Below are 15990 nucleotides of genomic sequence, written 5' to 3'. Positions count from 1 at the left end.
CGCGAGCCTTAGGGGTTCATCAGAACGGAACGTCGTCGTCCAGATCGTCGGGGAAGCCGCCGCCGAAGTTGCTGCCGCCGCCGCCGCTGCGCTGGCCGCCACTGTTGAAGTTGCCGCCGCCCGCGCCGCCACGGGCCGGTGCGCTGCCGCCGCCGAAGTCATCGCCGCCGCCCCAGTCGTCGCTGGGACCGCTGCTGCGGCCACCGCCGCCGCCGCCCTGGCGATCGCCCGGACCATCGAGCATGGTGAGGACGCTGTTGAAGCCCTGCAACACGACTTCGGTCGAGTAGCGGTCGTTGCCCTGCGGGTCCTGCCACTTACGGGTGGTCAGCGCGCCTTCGATATAGACCTTGGAGCCCTTGCGCAGATAACGCTCGGCCACGTTGGCAAGGCCTTCGTTGAAGACCTTCACCGTGTGCCATTCGGTCTTTTCCTTGCGCTCGCCCGAATTGCGGTCCTTCCAGGACTCGGACGTGGCGATGCGCAGTTCGACCACCTTGCCGCCGTTCTGGAAGCTGCGGCTTTCGGGGTCGCGCCCGAGATTGCCGACCAGGATCACTTTGTTGACGCTGCCCGCCATGGAAACTCCGCTGAGGATTCTGTAAACTGAGAACGAAAGGCGTACTCGCAGTGGCAGAGATCATCAACCTCAACCGCGCGCGCAAGGCAAAGGCGCGTGTGGATAAGCAGCAGCAGGCCGAAGAGAACCGCGCGAAGTTCGGCCGGAGCAAGGCCGAGAAGCAGAAGGAGGCGGCCGAGCGGAACAGGGCCGAGCGGGGGTTGGACACTATCTTGTAGACGTGGATTTCGCCTGTCCACGTAGCGAAATCAAGAACTTAGAGGCCCAGCCCCACGGCGGTCCAATAGGTCAGGCCGGCAGAAATGTAGGCGATTCCAAAGAGATAGCCGATCATAAAGGCCGGCCATTTCCAGCCATTCGTCTCGCGCCGCGTCACTGCGATAGTGGAAATGCATTGGGGGGCGAAGACGAACCACATCAGGAAAGCGAGTGCGCTCGGCAGGCTCCAATGCGTCTGGAGGCTTTCGCGCAGGCTTTCTTCGCCTGCGGCATCGTCGGGATTGTCGATCGCATAGACCGTGCCGATCGCCGCGACCGCGACTTCGCGCGCCGCCATGGCGGGGATGAGCGCCAGCGCCATGTCGCGGTTGAAGCCGATCGGTGCGACCACCGTCTCGAGCGCGTTGCCGATGCGGCCGGCGACCGAATAGTTGACCGGGGAAATGTTCGACCCCTCGGGCGGCTTGGGGAAGCTGAGCAGCGCCCACAGCACGATGGTGGTCAGGAGGATGATGGTGCCGGCGCGTTTCAGGAAGCTTTCCGCGCGCTGCCAGAGCCCCAGGCCGATGTCGCGCAGGCGCGGCAGCTGGTATTTGGGCATTTCCATCATGAAGCCGCTGGTCGCCCCCTTGGTCACGGTGCGGCGGAGCACCAGCGCGGCGACGAACGCCCCGGCGATGCCCAGGATGTAGAGGGCGAACAACACCACGCCCTGAAGGCCGATGCCCGGGCCGATCGCACGATCGGGAATCAGCGCGCCGATGATGATGGTGTAGACCGGAAGTCGCGCCGAACAGGTCATCATCGGGGCGATCAGGATGGTGGTGAGCCGGTCCTTCTCATCCGAGATGGTGCGCGTCGCCATGATGCCGGGAACGGCACAGGCGAAGGAGGACAGCAGCGGGATGAAGGCGCGGCCCGAAAGCCCCACCCCCGCCATCAGCCGGTCCATCAGGAACGCCGCGCGGACCATGTAGCCAGTGGCTTCGAGCACCAGGATGAAGCCGAACAGGATCAGGATCTGCGGCAGGAAGACGATCACCGCGCCGACGCCGGCGATCACGCCATCGACCAGCATCGAGCGGAACAGCCCCTCTGGCAGGGCGTCACCGACCAGGCCGCCGAGCCATGCCATGCCGCTTTCGATCCAGCCGATCGGCGCTTCGGACCAGGCGAACACCGCCTGGAACATCACGAACAGCAGGCCGAGCAGCAGAATCGGACCGGAGACGGGGTGGAGCGCGACGGCGTCGAGCCGGTGAGTCCAGCGGCGCGCGGCGGTTTCGGACACAGTGACGGCCGCGGCGATCTGACGCGCGCGGCGCTGGAGCACGACCATGTCGTGTTCGATGGCGGGGTTCGGGCGCGCCTTGCCCGCGGCGCGGGCCAGGTCGCCGATGCGGTCCTTGAGCGCGTCGAGGCCGCGGCGGCGCACCGCCACGGTGGGGACGACGGGCACGCCGAGTTCGCGCTCGAGCTTTTCGGGATCGAGCTTCAGTCCGTCACGCTCGGCCAGGTCGACCATGTTGAGCGCGACCACGATCGGCAGGCCCAGCGCGATCAGCTGGAGCGTGAAGCGGAGGTGATTGTCGAGGTTGGAGGCATCGACCACGGTGACGATCGCGTCGGGCACCCGCTCGCCAGCCTGCTTGCCGAACAGCACGTCGCGGGTGACCTGCTCGTCGGGGCTGGAAGGATCGAGGCTGTACGTGCCGGGAAGGTCGATCAGCTCGACCGGGCGGCCATCGGGCAGCGCCATGCGGCCCGAATGCCGCTCCACGGTGACGCCGGGATAATTACCGACCTTTTGCCGCGCGCCCGTCAACGCGTTGAACAGCGCGCTCTTGCCGGCATTGGGGTTGCCGACCAGCGCCACCAATGGTGCGGGGTTCATGCGATCAGCCGGCGCTCGGCGAAACGTGGATCGCGGCGGCGACGTGACGGCGCAGTGCCACCGTCATGCGGCCGATGCGGCAGGCGACGGGGCCGCCGAACAGGCCGGCGCGGTGGAGCAGTTCGACTTCGACGCCTTCGTCGAGTCCCAGTTCGCGCAGACGGCGCGCCTCGGGCTCGGAAAGATGGCTCCAATCGACATCAGACACGGTGCCGGGCTTCATCCGGGGAAGCTGGGCGAGGCGCACTGGCACGGGAATCGCTGCGGCCATGTTCATGCTGCGAGTGATTATCAATAAGTGCGGGGGAAGGCTAGACTTTTGTGAAGGGGCGTGCGGATCGCAGGTCGGGGAGCCCAGCCGCCGCGTCCAGGCAGGAAGCCTAGACGGCGAGGGTGAGGGCGCGTGCGGGAATGGCGGCACCGGCCATGTCTGCGCGACGCTCCGGCGCAGGCCGTGCCGCGCCGAAGCGGACACCGCCGCCGGCGGCTTTTGCCTGGTACAGCGCCGTGTCGGCCTCACGCATCAACTGCTCGAGCGGCTTGGTGCAGTAGGCGTCGAACGTCACGCCGATGCTGCCAGCCAGGCTGACGCTTTCGCCGCCGATGACGAAGGGGCGCTGCGCGATGGCGGTGGCGATCACGCCGGCCGCGAACTGAGCGGCCTGCGCGTCGCTTGCCGGCACGAGCATGACGAACTCATCGCCGCCGATGCGCGAAAGGACACCGTCGCGCTCCGCTGCCGAGCGGAGCCGATCCGCGACTTCGACCAGAAGGCGGTCACCGGCCGCATGGCCGAGCGTGTCGTTGATTGCCTTGAATCCGTCGAGATCGAGATAGAGCAGGCCGAAGGGGCGCCCCGCCGCGCGTTGCTGGTCGAACGCTTTCCCCAGGCCCACGCGGTTGGTGAGCCCGGTGAGGCTGTCGTGACGGGCCCGGCGGTCGTTATCGCGCTCCGCCTGCATGGTGGTGATCAGGATCTGGTTCAGGCGGTACGACGCCTTGGTCATGGCGATCAGGTAGAACGGGATCTGCGCCGCGACGACCAGCAGGATGAACTCGCCCGATATCAGGCTGGCGATGACGCAGGGGCCAAGGCTGAGGCCGATCATCACTGCCACGAGGCGCGGCGCGCCGAAGTTGCGGAAGCAGATGCCGCCCACCATCGCCGCCGCCGAAAGGCAGGCCAGCGTACTGGCGACCCAGTCCCCACTGCAGATCGTGATGAAGCAGCCATAGCCGACGCTGCCCGCCCACAGCACGGCGAGCCACAGATACAGGTCCGTCGCGGTCTTTCGGCCCGCCCGAGCGGCCTTCAGGCTGTGCATCAGCACGACCAAGCGCACGACGCACAACAGGAGCTCCGCCCACAGCCAGAGCTGGAACAGCGATCCTGGATGGCGGAACGACACCAAAGCCGCCACGGCCACGGTGTTGAGGACGCCGCCGGCAAAGATCGGCAGCGTGCCGAACAGCGTGCGCAGCAACGCGGCCCTGATGTCGTCCGAGACGGAAAGGCCGGGATCGGTAAGCCAAAGCGTCGCTCCCGCGCGCGGTGCGCTGAACGACATGGTAGTTCTGAACATGTTGCCGACCCCCCGATCGGATCGCCAGTAGCGGCTGCCCCCCGCTAGGGCCGAAATGGTAAAGGGTTGGTTGTCGCTGTGCCCGTTGCCGGAGCGTGTCCACGATGTTTCGGCGGGTGTTGCGCAAAAGATGCGCAACTATGACCCTCTGCGCGATCTTGCTTATCGAGTACCGCGCAAGGCAGTGCCCGTGGCAGCGTTTTGGGAGAGAGAATGCAATGGTCGTGAATCGTAGAGGCTGGATCGGACTGCTGATGATGCTGGGCCTGGCGCCTGCCGGCACGACGTTGGCGGCGGCTTCGCGTGACAAGCGAATCGTCCACCATGTCTTTTTCTGGCTGAAGAACCCGGGATCGCAGGCAGACCGGGACGCGCTGATCGCCGGATTGAAGACGCTGCGCGCCATTCCCCAGATTCGCGAGATGCGCATCGGCGTTCCCGCCCCGACCGAGCAGCGATCGGTAGTGGACAGCAGCTATGCCGTGTCCGAGCTGATGGTCTTCGACACGGTAGAGGACCAGCGGCGCTACCAGGAGCATCCCATCCACCTGAAGTTCGTCGAGACGTGCAGCGGGCTGTGGGAGCGCGTGGTGGTGTATGACAGCGTCGACGTCTGAGGCCGGAGGCTAGGCCCGCTTGAAGGTGTCGGCGACGATGGTGGCGCAGCGGGCGATCACCGAGTCGCGCTGCGCCATTGGCGTGGGCGCGCCGGTGTAGAAGACCGACAGCAGGATCGGCGCGGCGCGCGGCGGGTAGAGGATGCCGGCATTGTTGCGGCTGCCATTGTCGCCCGACCCCGACTTGTCGGCGGTGTGCCAGTCGCGGGGCAGGCCGGCGCGGAACAGCTTGGCGGTGATCTCGCTGTCGAACATCCAGCCCTTGAGCCGGGTTCGTGACGCGTCGCTGAGCGCATCGCCGAACAGCATGGCGGCGAGCGCGCGGCTCATCGCTTCGGGGGTGGAGGTGTCGCGGGGGTCGCCGGGAACCGCGCTGTTGAGCTCGGGCTCGTAGCGGTCGAGGCGCGACACGGTGTCGCCGATGCTGCGGGCATAGCGCGTCCAGCCGGCGGGGCCGCCGATCCGTTTCAGCAGCAGATTGTCGGCGGTGTTGTCGCTCCAGCGAATGGCGGCTTCGCACAGCGTCTCGACGGTCATCGCGCCGGCGGGCAGGTTCCGGCGCGTGACGGGCGCGTATTCGAGCAGATCGTTCGCGCCATAGGGGATAGGGTCGTCGAGCCGCAGCGTACCGGCTTCGACCGCGGAAAGGATCGCGGCGCCGACCAGGACCTTGTGCGTGCTGCACATCGCGAAGCGTTCGGTCGTGCGGTGGGCGATGCGGGCGCCGCTGCCGGTATCGATTGCGAGCACACCCAGGCGGCCGCCAGCGCGCGCCTCCAGCGCAGCGATCTGGTCGGCTGCGGTGGCGGCAGCCGATGGGGCAAGGGTTGCGGCGGCGGCTCCGCCCAGCGTGACCGCAGCAAAGCCGCGGCGGGTGAGCGGCATGCCGGTCATTCAGACCGCAGGGTAGCGGAGGCGGCCGATGAAGCGCGAGAGGCTGGGGCGATGAGTGGTGCGGCCGAACAGCTGCGCCTTGGTACGCTCGAACTGCATGATGTTTTCGATGCGGCGGGCGAGGAAGGCGCGGGTTTCGGCGTGGCCGTCGCTGTCGTCCTGGAGGAAGACGGCGATCGTCGCGGCGTAGATGCCGCCGAGCATCGCGCGCTTGGTGTAGTGGTTATAATCGGCGGCGGTGTCGCCGGCGAGGCGCCACATGACGTCGGCCGAGCGCCAGCCGAGCTTTGCCGCGCGCGCGGCGTTCTGGGGCATGGCGAGGATCGCGATGGCGCGGCGCAGCGCTTCGCGATTGGGGGCGGCGATGTCCAGGCGGGTTTCGACGAGCGCGGTGATGCGCTGACGGATCTTCATCGCGGCTAGCGTTTCGGGCGGCAGGCGGCGGGCCATCTCGCGGTCGATGCTGGCGAACCAGGCGTCGATCATCGCCACTGCGCCACCGGCAAAGGCGAGCCGGGCGACGTCGCGGTCGACTCCCATGCCATCGGCCGTGGCGTCGAGCGCGGCCGGCGACCAGCCGTCGAACGCGGCATTGGCGGCGAGCGCGGGGGCGAGTGCTTCACGCAGCTCGTCCAGGGTTGCGTCTGCGAGATCCTGAGCCATCAGGCTGATTTAGGCTCCTGGGCGGCAGGCGCAAGCTGCTGGGGCTGCTTGGTGCCGCTCTGGCGGACGAGGACCAGCGCGACGGCCACGAGGATCGCGCCGAACGCGTCGGCGGCAGCGAGCTGTTCGTCAAAGATCACCCAGCCGAGCGCGGCGGCCACGGCGGGCTGGATCAGGAGGGCGATGCCGACCACCAGGGGGCTCAAATGGCCGAGCGCATAGATCATGCAGCCCTGGCCGATCAGCTGGCTGACGACCGCGAGTGCGAGCAGCGGCCACCAATTGCCGGGCATGACCTGTTCGCCCAGCGTCAGCGAGAGGATGAGCAGCGGCGGGATGGTCGCGAGCGAGGACAATGCGAGCGCGGGCACGGGGGCCAGACGCTCGCGGGCGCGGGCCATGAAGATGAAGTACACCGCGTAGAGTATGCCGGCGAGCAGGCAGAACAGGTCGCCGACCAGATGGGTCGAGGACAGGCTGGCCGAACGGCCAAGCAGCAGGCCGCCGCCCACTGCCGCGAGCAGCAGCGCGACCGCCTGCATCCGCGAGGGCCACATGCGCGCGGCGAGGAAGCCGTAGATCGGGAAGATCAGCGTCGCCGAATTGCCGAACAGGGTGGAGTTGGCGAGCGTCGTGCGGACGATGCCGATATGCCAGCTGGCGAGATCGGCGGCAAAGGCGACCCCGGCGATGGCGAGCACGCCCCACAATCCCTTGGTCGCCGAGATCGGGCGGCCGCCCGCCGCAAAGGCGACGACCAGCAGCACGGGCGTGGCAAGCGCCAGGCGCCAGAAGCCCGCGGCCACCGGACCGACATCGGCATAGCGCACGAACAGCGGCCCGAAAGCGAGCGCGACATTCGCCACCACGACGGCGAGCACCGCGGTCGCGGCATGGTTTCGGGCAATGGGCTGCGAGTCCATGGGGGCGCTGTAGCGTGGTAATTGATGGGCGTCGTGGGGGTATTGGGGCTGCGCGCCCCTCCTTTTCAGGGAGGGGAGTGCCGTTACCGTACTTGGTCCAGTGTATCGACGAAGCGGGTGCTGGCGTCGCGCAGCTGGGCGCGGACCTTGTCGCTGAGCAGGAAGCCGAGCACGCCGATCGCGAGCGGCCAGAACAGGAAGCCCAAGGCGACGAGCAGCGCGATGGCGATGGCGCCGCCGAAGCGGACGCTGTCCAGGCGCTTGCGGGTGACGAAGTTGATGCGGATCGTGCGGGGCGCCTTGGCGTCATAGAACGCCTTGGTGACGAAGGTGTCGGCGTCCAGGCCGGCGGTTCCGCTGGCCGGGGGGCTCTGCCGCAGGCGGCGCATCCTGGGGAAGAGGCTCTCGCCGCCCGACAGCGGCGGCGGGGGGGCGTGGTGCGAGCTCGCCGGCTTGCCGGTGCGGGTGTCGATGACTTCCAGCCGCCGCCCGCGCTCCACCACCTTGTAGCGGGAGGGGGGCGGCTGGGTGGTCATGGGATCAGGCGAACTTCTGCTTGAGCGCGAGCATTGCCAGCGCGGCCTTGGCAGCCTCGCCGCCCTTGTCCTTCTGCGCGGGATCGGCGCGGACCAGCGCCTGTTCGTCGTTCTCGACCGTCAGGATCCCGTTGCCGATCGCCATGCCGTCGAGGGCGAGGGCCATGATGCCGCGCGCGCTTTCGTTGGAGACGATCTCGAAATGATAGGTCTCGCCGCGGATCACCACGCCGAGCGCGACATAGGCGTCGTACTGGCCGGTGTCGGCCGCGAGCGAGATGGCACCGGGCACTTCCAGCGCGCCGGGGACGGTGATCACTTCATAGTCGTGGCCGGCCTCCTGCAGCGCGGTGCGGGCGCCGTCGAGGAGCAGGTCGTTCAACTCGGCGTAGAAGCGGGCTTCGACGATCAGGACGCGGGCCATCAGGATTCCATATCGATTGCACGCTCGCCGACGATCGACAGGCCATAGCCGTCGAGCCCGACAAGGGTGTGGTGGGTGTTGGTGAGCAGGACCATGTCCTGGACGCCCAGTTCAGTGAGGATGGTGGCGCCGACGCCGTAATCGCGCAGCTCCTCCATGTCCTTGGGCGGGAGCGTGCCGGCCTTGGCATCGAGCGCGACCGAGAACTGGTCCGGGCGCGGGCGGTTGATGACGACCACCACCCCTGCCCCTTCGCGACCGATGATCTCCATCGAGCGGCGCAGCAGCCCGCCGCGCGCACCGCCTTCGCCGAAGATGTCGGAGAAGGGCGACAGGGCGTGCATGCGCACCAAAGTCGGCTTGGCCGGATCGATGCGGCCCTTGACCAGCGCGACCTGTTCGGAGCTGGTCGCCTTGTTCCAGAAGGTCATGGCGGTCCATTCGCCGCCCCAGTCGCTGCTGAACTTCGCCTCCGAGCGCTTCTCGACCAAATGGTCGTGGCGGCGGCGATAGGCGATCAGGTCGCGGATCGTGCCGATCTTCAAGTTGTGGAACTGCGCGAAGGAGACGAGGTCGTCGAGACGCGCCATCGTCCCGTCGTCCTTCATGATCTCACAGATTACGCCGGCGGGGTTGAGGCCGGCGAGGCGCGCGACATCGACCGCCGCCTCGGTATGGCCAGCGCGGACCAGCACGCCGCCGTCGCGCGCGACGAGCGGGAAGACATGGCCGGGGGTTACGATGTCGGCCTTGTCCTTGGTCGCGTCGATCGCGACCGAGATGGTGCGCGCGCGGTCAGCCGCGGAAATGCCGGTGGTGACGCCCTCGCGTGCCTCGATCGAGACCGTGAACGCGGTCTCATGCCGTGTGCCGTTGGCGCGGCTCATCAGTTCGAGGCCGAGCTGGTCGACGCGGCTCTTGGTCATCGCCAGGCAGATCAGGCCCCGGCCGAACTTTGCCATGAAGTTGATCGCGTCCGGCGTCGCCATCTGGGCGGGGATGACGAGATCGCCTTCATTCTCGCGGTCCTCGTCATCGACCAGGATGAACATGCGGCCGTTGCGCGCCTCGTCGATCAGCTCTTCGGGGCTGGAGAGGAAGCCGTGCTTCAAGGTGGCGAGTTCAGGCTTTGGCACGGAGTGCCTCCATGCGCTGGAGATAGCGGGCGAGCACGTCGATCTCGAGATTGACGGCCTGACCGGTCTTGAGGTCGGCGAAGGTGGTGACTTCGGCGGTGTGGGGGATGATGTTGAGCATGAAGTGCACGCCGTCGGGCGTGTCGGCGACGTCGTTGACGGTCAGCGACACGCCATCGACGGTAATCGAGCCCTTGGCCGCGACATAGGGCGCAAGGTCCTTGTCAGCGGCGATGGTCACGCGGTGCGAGCCGCCTTCCTCGCGGACGTCGACCACCGTGCCGATGCCGTCGACATGGCCGGTGACGATGTGGCCGCCGAGTTCGTCGCCGAGCTTGAGCGCACGTTCGAGGTTGAGGCGACGTCCTTCAGTCCACTGATCCGTGGCGGTGCGCGAGATGGTCTCGTTCGACACGTCAAAGGCGATCTCGCCCGGTGCCTTGTCGACCACCGTCAGGCAGACGCCCGAGCAGGAGACCGAAGCGCCGAGGTCGATGCCGTCGGTGTCATAGGCGGTGGAGACGCGGACGCGCAGGTCGCCCTGTTGGTGCGCCTGGGTGATGGTACCGATGTCGGTGACGATTCCAGTGAACATTTCAGCTGCTCGCGTAGACTTCGAGACGGTCGCTGCCAAGCTGCCGTGCATCGAGAAGGGACCAGCGGCCATGTGCCGAAGCGAGATCTGGCAGGCCGATGTCGCCAAGCGCGGGCTTGCCGGCGCCCAGGAGGATGGGCGCGCGGTAGAGGAGGAGGCGGTCGACGAGGTTGGCGCGGAGGAAGGCGGCGGCGGTTTGCGCGCCGCCTTCGACCAGGAGATGGTCGACGCCATCGAGCGCGGCGATGTCTTCGGGGCTGCGCAGATCGCCGCTTGAGGACAGGATCAATTGGCGCGGTGCGCGGTCTTCGAGGCCGAGGAGGCGCACATCGAGCTTGGGCTGGTCGATTTCCCAGGTGCCTCGGCCGACCAGGATCGCTTCGTGGCGGGCGCGCTCCAGGTGCGCGTGGGCGCGGGCCTGGGAGCCGGTGATCCAGCGGCTCTCGCCCGAAGGAAGGGCGATGCGGCCGTCGAGCGAGGTGGCGAGCTTGAGCGTGACGTGGGGGCGGCCCTTCGCCTGGCGCGTGAGGAAGCCGGCCATGGCGTAGCGGGCTTCGGGTTCCAGCACGCCGGTGGTGACTTCGATGCCGGCGGCGCGGAGGCGGTCGGCCCCTGCCCCATCGGTGCGCGGATCGGGATCGCGCAGGGCGATCACCACGCGCGCGACACCGGCGTCGATCAGCAGGTTGGAACAGGTCGGCCCCCGATACGAGCGGTGGGCGCAGGGTTCGAGCGTGGTGTAGCAGGTGGCGCCCCGGGCGCGCTCCCCGGCCTGCTCCAGCGCCATCGCCTCGCCATGCGGGCGGCCGCCGGGCTGCGTCCACCCCCGGCCGACCACCACGCCGTCACGTACGAGGACGCAGCCGACATTGGGATTGGGCGCGGTTTGCCCGCGGGTACGCTGCGACAGTGTCAGCGCGGCCGCCATCCAGCGGCCGTCGCTCAGATGCCCCATTTTTCCAGGCGATCGTCCAGCCGCTTGAATTCTTCCTGACGCTTCTTGCGCTTCTTTTCGAGCTCGGCCTGCTGGGCGTGCTTCTTTGCCTGGTCGATCTTCTGCTGGGCCCGAATTTGTTCGTCGCTGCGGTCGAGCGGCCAGGATTCCACGTAGATGATGTTGCGCTTGTAGGGCACCGCGATGTTGGAGTCCTTCACGAACGCCCAGATCACCACCAGGGTGAGCACCATGGCGAGCATCAGGAACCAGATCTCGTACGCCGGACGGCCCGCGAGATAGCGGCGCAGGTCGCGGATCGCGCGGAGCGGCGAGAAGAAGCGGAGAAAGGTCATGCAGGGGCCAAGATAAGGGTGCTGGGGCTCAGCCGCAAACCCTCGTGCGCTGGCGCTGCAAGAACGATGCGTTTCTCCCTCTCGTCACCCCGGCACGGGCCGGAGTGACGAACCAGGCGATGCTACAGATTCTCGATCTGGAAGCGCGCGGTGATCTGTTTCCAGCTTTCCTGGGGCACGTCGCCGCGGGTGGCGGGCTTGAAGCGCCATTTGCTGAGCGCCTGGCGGCGGGTCGCCTCGAAAAAGGCAGGGCTGGTGGCGCTGACCTGGTGCACTTCCTTTACGCGGCCGTCGGTGCCGATCCGTATGCGGACCACGACCACGCCGTCGCGCTGGGCGCGCAGTTCGCCCGAGGGATATTCGGGCTGGAAATCGCCGGCGTAGCGCGGGTCCTGGGTGGCGCCGATCAGCGGCAGGAGGACGGGCCTGGGGGTTTCGGCCGGCAGGATCGTGGTGGGGCCGGGGTTCGGCACCGGCAATGGCGGCGGCAGGTCCCGCGGCAGCTCCGCGCTGCCCTCAATAACGGGCTGGGTGGGCTGCGGGGCGATCGGCGGTGGAATGTAAGGCAAAGGCGCCTGGGAGACGACGGGATCCTCAAGCTTGGGCTGGGGCTTGGGCGGCTCGGGCGGGGGCACCGGCGGCAGCGGGATGTTCTCGGTTTCGAGGACCTTCTCCGGCTCGATCAGGCCGATATGGGGCGCCGAGAACATCAAACCCGCGATGATCGCGCCGTTGATGAGAAACGCCGCACCGAAGCTGACGGTGCGGGATTTGGGAGGCGTGTAGCGGTCGGCTTGCATGCGTTGCACTCCTTCTCCTGAGGCCGGACTCGCGCCGGCTTAGGTGATGGTACAACGTTTCATTGGCGGGGCAAGTTGCAATTGCTTCGCGGGCAGGAGCCCATCCCAATCCTCCCCTGGGAGGGGGGGTCGCGTGCGTAGCACGTCGGAGGGGTGTCTCCGTCTCGACGAAGTCCTCCGCTGAAGCGGATACACCCCTCCGCCAGCCCTGCGGGCTGCCACTTCCCCTTCCAGGGGAGGATCTTTAGCGGAGCCGCTCTAGCGCCCGACGCTTGCCGATGAGGGGCAGCAGCGCGGCCATGTCGGGGCCGTGTTCTCGCCCGGTGAGGGCGAGTCGCAGCGGGAGGAACAGCGCCTTCCCCTTGCGGCCGGTTTCTTCCTTCAAGGCGCCGGTGAGCGCGCGCCACGGGTCTGCGCTCCAGTCGAGCGACTCGGCGATCGCGGCGGCGCGAGTGAGGAAGGCGCGGTCTTCGTCCGATCGCGTGGGGGCGTCGATCGGACCCTCAACAACCTGCCACCAGTCGACGGCCTGGGCGACGGTTTCTAGATTGGGGCGAATGGCGTCCCACGCCGCTTCGTCCATGCCCTGGGGCAGGCGGTCGGCCACCGCCGCGAAGGGCAGCTGGTGGACGATGCGGGCGTTCAGCTGGGCAAGTTCGGCTTCGTCGAAGCGCGCGGGTGCGCGGCCGAAGCGGGCGAAGTCGAAGCCGGCGATCAGCGGGGCAAGATCGGCGAAGGGCTCGACCGGGTCGCTGGTGCCGAGGCGACCGAGCAGCGAGGCGATCGCCTGGGGCTCGATGCCGATGTCGCGGAAATGGGCGATGCCAAGCGAGCCGAGGCGCTTGGACAGCTTGCCCTCGCTGCCGGTGAGCAGCGCTTCATGGGCGAAGGCCGGGGGCACGCTGCCGAGCGCCGAGAACATCTGGAGCTGAGTCGCGGTGTTCGAGACATGGTCCTCGCCGCGCACGACATGGGTGATGCCCATGTCGATGTCGTCGATCACCGAAGGCAGCAGATAGAGCCAGGAGCCATCGGCGCGGCGGATCACGGGATCGCTCATCGTCTTGGGATCGAAGCGCTGCGGTCCGCGGACGAGATCGTCCCATTCGATTGCCGCATCATGATCGAGGCGGAAGCGCCAATGGGGGGCGCGGCCCTCCGCTTCCAGCTTGGCACGGTCTTCGTCGGTGAGGGCAAGCGCGGCGCGGTCATAGACCGGCGGCAGGCCGCGGCCGAGCAGCACCTTGCGCTTGAGATCGAGTTCCTGCGCGGTCTCATAGGCCGGATAGACGCGGCCCGTAGCGGCCAACTCGGCGAAGCGCGACTCGTACCGATCGAAGCGGGCGGACTGGCGCTCCTCGGCATCGGGGTGGAGCCCCATCCAGGCGAGATCGGCGCGGATCGCCTCGACATAAGCCTCCTGCGAGCGCTCCTTGTCGGTGTCGTCGATGCGCAGCAGGAACGTGCCGCCATGGCGCCTGGCGAACAGCCAATTGTGGAGCGCGGTGCGCAGGTTGCCGACATGCAGCGTGCCGGTCGGGCTGGGAGCGAAGCGGGTGGTCACCGTCATGGCGCGCACGCCTAAGCCCAGCGCCGTTTAGCGGCAATGGGGCATTGCCTCTGGCGGACATCGGCCTAAGGAGTGCGCAAACATCATAGCCGACGGGACCTCGCGCACATGAAATTGATGGCCGGCAATTCGAACATGCCGCTCGCCAAGGCGATCGCCGACTATCTGGAGATCCCGCTGACCAAGGCGAATGTGCGCCGCTTCGCCGACGAAGAGATCTTCGTCGAGATTCTGGAGAATGTGCGCGGCGAGGACGTGTTCGTGCTCCAGTCGACCAGCTATCCGGCCAACGACAATCTGATGGAGCTGCTGATCATGATCGACGCGCTCAAGCGCGCGTCGGCCAAGCGGATCACCGCCGTGCTCCCCTATTTCGGCTATGCCCGCCAGGACCGGAAGCCGGGTCCGCGCACGCCGATCTCGGCCAAGCTGGTTGCCAATCTGATCACCAAGGCAGGTGCCGACCGCGTCCTCTCGGTCGATTTGCATGCCGGGCAGATCCAGGGCTTTTTCGACATTCCGACCGACAATCTGTTCGGCGCGCCGGTGATGTCGGCCGACATCCAGACTCGGTTCCCGGGGAAGCAGTGGATGGTGGTGTCGCCCGACGTCGGCGGCGTGGTGCGCGCGCGGGCGCTGGCCAAGCGGCTGGACAACGCGCCGCTGGCGATCGTCGACAAGCGCCGTGAGCGGCCGGGCGAATCCGAGGTGATGAACATCATCGGCCATGTCGAAGGGCGCTTCTGCATCCTGATCGACGATATCGTCGATTCGGCAGGCACGCTGTGCAATGCGGCGGCGGCGCTGAAGGCGGCCGGCGCCGAGGGTGTCGTGGCCTATTGCACCCATGGCGTGCTGTCGGGCGGTGCGGTCGCGCGCGTCGATGGTTCGGCGCTGACCGAGCTGGTGATCACCGATTCGATCGGCAATCATGCCGTGATCGCCGAGAGCCAGAAGATCCGCCACCTCACCATCGCGCCCCTGTTGGCCGAGGCAGTGCGGCGGATCGCGGACGAGGCGTCGGTCTCCAGCCTGTTCGACTAGGCCAGCGCTTCCCAAAGAAGCGCGGCGCCGACGGCGATCATCAGCACGTAGATGGCCGTGAAGAATCGCTCCGCCGGTACGCGGCGGACGAGCCACACGCCCGCCACCGTGGAAGCCAGCGCGAGCGGGAGCAGCGCGGCGGAGGTGCGCAGGTTGGCTGGGGTGAACTGGCCGAGCGCGAGGTAGGCCGGTACCTTGATCCAGTTGATCAGCGCGAAGAACAGCGCGGTGGTGCCGACGAGCAGCTCGCGCGACAAGTTGCGGGGCAGCACCCATAGCTGAAACGGCGGCTGCCCGGCATGGGCGATCTGGCTGGTGAAGCCTGAGGCGATGCCGAACAGCGAGCCCACCCATTCAGGCCAGCGGCTTGCCGCACGGGGCGTGGCATGGCTCGCTGCCCAGAGGCGATAGGCGCCGAATACCATGGAGATGGCGCCGACCGCGGCCATGACCGCCCGGGGTGAGACGCTCGCGGCAAAGGCATAGCCGAGCACGATGCCGACCACAGCGCCCGGCACCATCCAGCCGAGCAGCCGCCAGTCCACGGTACGCCGGAACGCCCACACGCCGACCACATCCTGCGCGATCAGCAGCGGCAGGGTGATCGCGGCGGCACGCACCGGATCGACCGCGAAGGTGAGCAGCGGCAGCGACAAGGCGCCCATGCCGGCAAACCCGCCCTTGGCGAGGCCGAGCAGGATCACGGCGGGGATGGCGAGCGCGTAGAAATGCCAGTCGGTGATCATGGCGGTGCGCTAGCGGCTTTGCGGGACGAGGCAAAACTTCTTACGCTGGGGGCATGGAACAGGACCGGACCGGCCAGACCGCCGTGATTTTCATCGCCGAGCGAACGGCGGACGACGATGCCGGTTATGCAGCAGCGGCCGCGGCGATGGATGCGCTGGCGGCTGCGCAGCGGGGCTATCGCGGCATTGATTCGGTGCGCGGGGCCGATGGCGTGGGGATCACCGTCAGCTATTGGGCGGACGAGGCGAGCGCGGTGGCGTGGCGCAAGCATCCCGAGCATGCGGCGATCCGCGAGGCCGGGCGTGGGCGGTGGTATCGCTGGTACCGGCTGCACGTCGCCGAAATTGGGCGGAGTTATGGGTGGAGCAGACCGGCGCGGTAAACTTCCCGTCATCCCGGCCTTGAGCCGGGATCCCGCTTCTTCTTCTGGTGGTCAGAAGTAGCGGGACCCCGGCTCGTGGCCGGGGTGACGAGG

At 67.7% G+C, this 15990-nt stretch carries 20 protein-coding genes; 4 read left to right on the top strand and 16 right to left on the bottom strand.

Features of this window, described 5'->3' with window-relative positions; translation table 11 throughout:
• Window positions 1–19 precede the first annotated feature (19 nt).
• The gene (gene ssb, locus LQ953_RS06255) at window positions 20–580 is read right to left on the bottom strand and encodes a single-stranded DNA-binding protein (RefSeq protein WP_231029864.1); all 561 of its coding nucleotides are present in this window, start codon (window positions 578–580) and stop codon (window positions 20–22) included.
• Window positions 581–630: 50 nt separating this feature from the next.
• On the opposite strand from ssb, the gene LQ953_RS06250 reads away from it, so the two are divergent.
• Window positions 631–798, top strand: coding sequence for a DUF4169 family protein (locus LQ953_RS06250; protein ID WP_231029863.1), 168 nt, complete (start codon window positions 631–633; stop codon window positions 796–798).
• Between the two features lie 38 nt (window positions 799–836).
• Here LQ953_RS06250 and feoB read toward each other — a convergent pair whose 3' ends face one another.
• The 3 genes from feoB to LQ953_RS06235 all read right to left on the bottom strand — a co-directional run bounded on the left by feoB (window position 837) and on the right by LQ953_RS06235 (window position 4261).
• On the bottom strand, window positions 837–2693 hold the full coding sequence (gene feoB / locus LQ953_RS06245; RefSeq protein WP_231029862.1) for a ferrous iron transporter B: 1857 nt from the start codon (window positions 2691–2693) through the stop codon (window positions 837–839).
• Between the two features lie 4 nt (window positions 2694–2697).
• Window positions 2698–2970, bottom strand: a complete 273-nt coding sequence (locus LQ953_RS06240) for a FeoA family protein (protein ID WP_231029861.1) — start codon at window positions 2968–2970, stop codon at window positions 2698–2700.
• A gap of 103 nt (window positions 2971–3073) precedes the next feature.
• Complete coding sequence (locus LQ953_RS06235) at window positions 3074–4261, bottom strand: GGDEF domain-containing protein (RefSeq protein WP_231029860.1); 1188 nt, start codon at window positions 4259–4261, stop codon at window positions 3074–3076.
• A gap of 233 nt (window positions 4262–4494) precedes the next feature.
• Here LQ953_RS06235 and LQ953_RS06230 point away from each other — a divergent pair, with 233 nt between their 5' ends.
• Window positions 4495–4893, top strand: coding sequence for a Dabb family protein (locus tag LQ953_RS06230; RefSeq protein WP_231029859.1), 399 nt, complete (start codon window positions 4495–4497; stop codon window positions 4891–4893).
• A 9-nt stretch (window positions 4894–4902) separates the two neighbouring features.
• Here the strand turns inward: LQ953_RS06230 and bla are convergent, their stop codons facing one another.
• From bla to gltX, 11 genes are all read right to left on the bottom strand, one after another.
• Window positions 4903–5787 (bottom strand): class A beta-lactamase, encoded by an 885-nt coding sequence (gene bla / locus LQ953_RS06225; protein WP_231029858.1) that lies wholly within the window; start codon window positions 5785–5787, stop codon window positions 4903–4905.
• Window positions 5788–6450, bottom strand: a complete 663-nt coding sequence (locus tag LQ953_RS06220; protein WP_231029857.1) for a COQ9 family protein — start codon at window positions 6448–6450, stop codon at window positions 5788–5790.
• Window positions 6450–7373 (bottom strand): DMT family transporter, encoded by a 924-nt coding sequence (locus LQ953_RS06215; protein WP_231029856.1) that lies wholly within the window; start codon window positions 7371–7373, stop codon window positions 6450–6452. Before LQ953_RS06215 ends, LQ953_RS06220 begins: the two co-directional genes overlap by 1 nt.
• 83 nt (window positions 7374–7456) lie before the next feature.
• The gene (locus LQ953_RS06210) at window positions 7457–7909 is read right to left on the bottom strand and encodes a hypothetical protein (protein WP_231029855.1); all 453 of its coding nucleotides are present in this window, start codon (window positions 7907–7909) and stop codon (window positions 7457–7459) included.
• A gap of 4 nt (window positions 7910–7913) precedes the next feature.
• Complete coding sequence (locus tag LQ953_RS06205; protein ID WP_231029854.1) at window positions 7914–8333, bottom strand: 6,7-dimethyl-8-ribityllumazine synthase; 420 nt, start codon at window positions 8331–8333, stop codon at window positions 7914–7916.
• Window positions 8333–9469, bottom strand: a complete 1137-nt coding sequence (gene ribB, locus LQ953_RS06200; RefSeq protein ID WP_231029853.1) for a 3,4-dihydroxy-2-butanone-4-phosphate synthase — start codon at window positions 9467–9469, stop codon at window positions 8333–8335. The genes LQ953_RS06205 and ribB overlap by 1 nt, the downstream gene beginning before the upstream one ends.
• A complete protein-coding gene (locus tag LQ953_RS06195) occupies window positions 9456–10064 on the bottom strand; it encodes a riboflavin synthase (protein WP_231029852.1) in 609 nt (202 codons plus the stop codon). Before LQ953_RS06195 ends, ribB begins: the two co-directional genes overlap by 14 nt.
• 1 nt (window position 10065) lies before the next feature.
• Entirely contained in the window at window positions 10066–10992 is a 927-nt protein-coding gene (gene ribD / locus LQ953_RS06190) for a bifunctional diaminohydroxyphosphoribosylaminopyrimidine deaminase/5-amino-6-(5-phosphoribosylamino)uracil reductase RibD (protein WP_231029946.1), read from the bottom strand.
• Window positions 10993–11006: 14 nt separating this feature from the next.
• Complete coding sequence (locus LQ953_RS06185) at window positions 11007–11354, bottom strand: hypothetical protein (RefSeq protein ID WP_231029851.1); 348 nt, start codon at window positions 11352–11354, stop codon at window positions 11007–11009.
• A gap of 122 nt (window positions 11355–11476) precedes the next feature.
• Window positions 11477–12154: an energy transducer TonB gene (locus LQ953_RS06180; protein WP_231029945.1), complete on the bottom strand. Its 678-nt coding sequence runs from the start codon at window positions 12152–12154 to the stop codon at window positions 11477–11479.
• 244 nt (window positions 12155–12398) lie between these two features.
• Complete coding sequence (gltX, locus tag LQ953_RS06175; RefSeq protein WP_231029850.1) at window positions 12399–13724, bottom strand: glutamate--tRNA ligase; 1326 nt, start codon at window positions 13722–13724, stop codon at window positions 12399–12401.
• A 108-nt stretch (window positions 13725–13832) separates the two neighbouring features.
• Between gltX and LQ953_RS06170 the strand changes: the two genes are divergently transcribed.
• Window positions 13833–14768, top strand: coding sequence for a ribose-phosphate pyrophosphokinase (locus tag LQ953_RS06170; RefSeq protein WP_231029849.1), 936 nt, complete (start codon window positions 13833–13835; stop codon window positions 14766–14768).
• Here LQ953_RS06170 and LQ953_RS06165 read toward each other — a convergent pair.
• Entirely contained in the window at window positions 14765–15514 is a 750-nt protein-coding gene (locus LQ953_RS06165) for a sulfite exporter TauE/SafE family protein (RefSeq protein ID WP_231029848.1), read from the bottom strand. The genes LQ953_RS06170 and LQ953_RS06165 overlap by 4 nt on opposite strands.
• A 53-nt stretch (window positions 15515–15567) precedes the next feature.
• On the opposite strand from LQ953_RS06165, the gene LQ953_RS06160 reads away from it, so the two are divergent.
• Window positions 15568–15897, top strand: a complete 330-nt coding sequence (locus LQ953_RS06160) for an antibiotic biosynthesis monooxygenase family protein (protein WP_231029847.1) — start codon at window positions 15568–15570, stop codon at window positions 15895–15897.
• The last annotated feature ends 93 nt before the right edge of the window (window positions 15898–15990 follow it).

Source organism: Sphingomonas sp. IC-56 (assembly GCF_021043375.1).
GTDB lineage: Bacteria > Pseudomonadota > Alphaproteobacteria > Sphingomonadales > Sphingomonadaceae > Sphingomonas.
The sequence above is the reverse complement of the archived record's forward strand: the minus strand, read 5'-3'. Positions and strand labels throughout refer to the sequence as shown.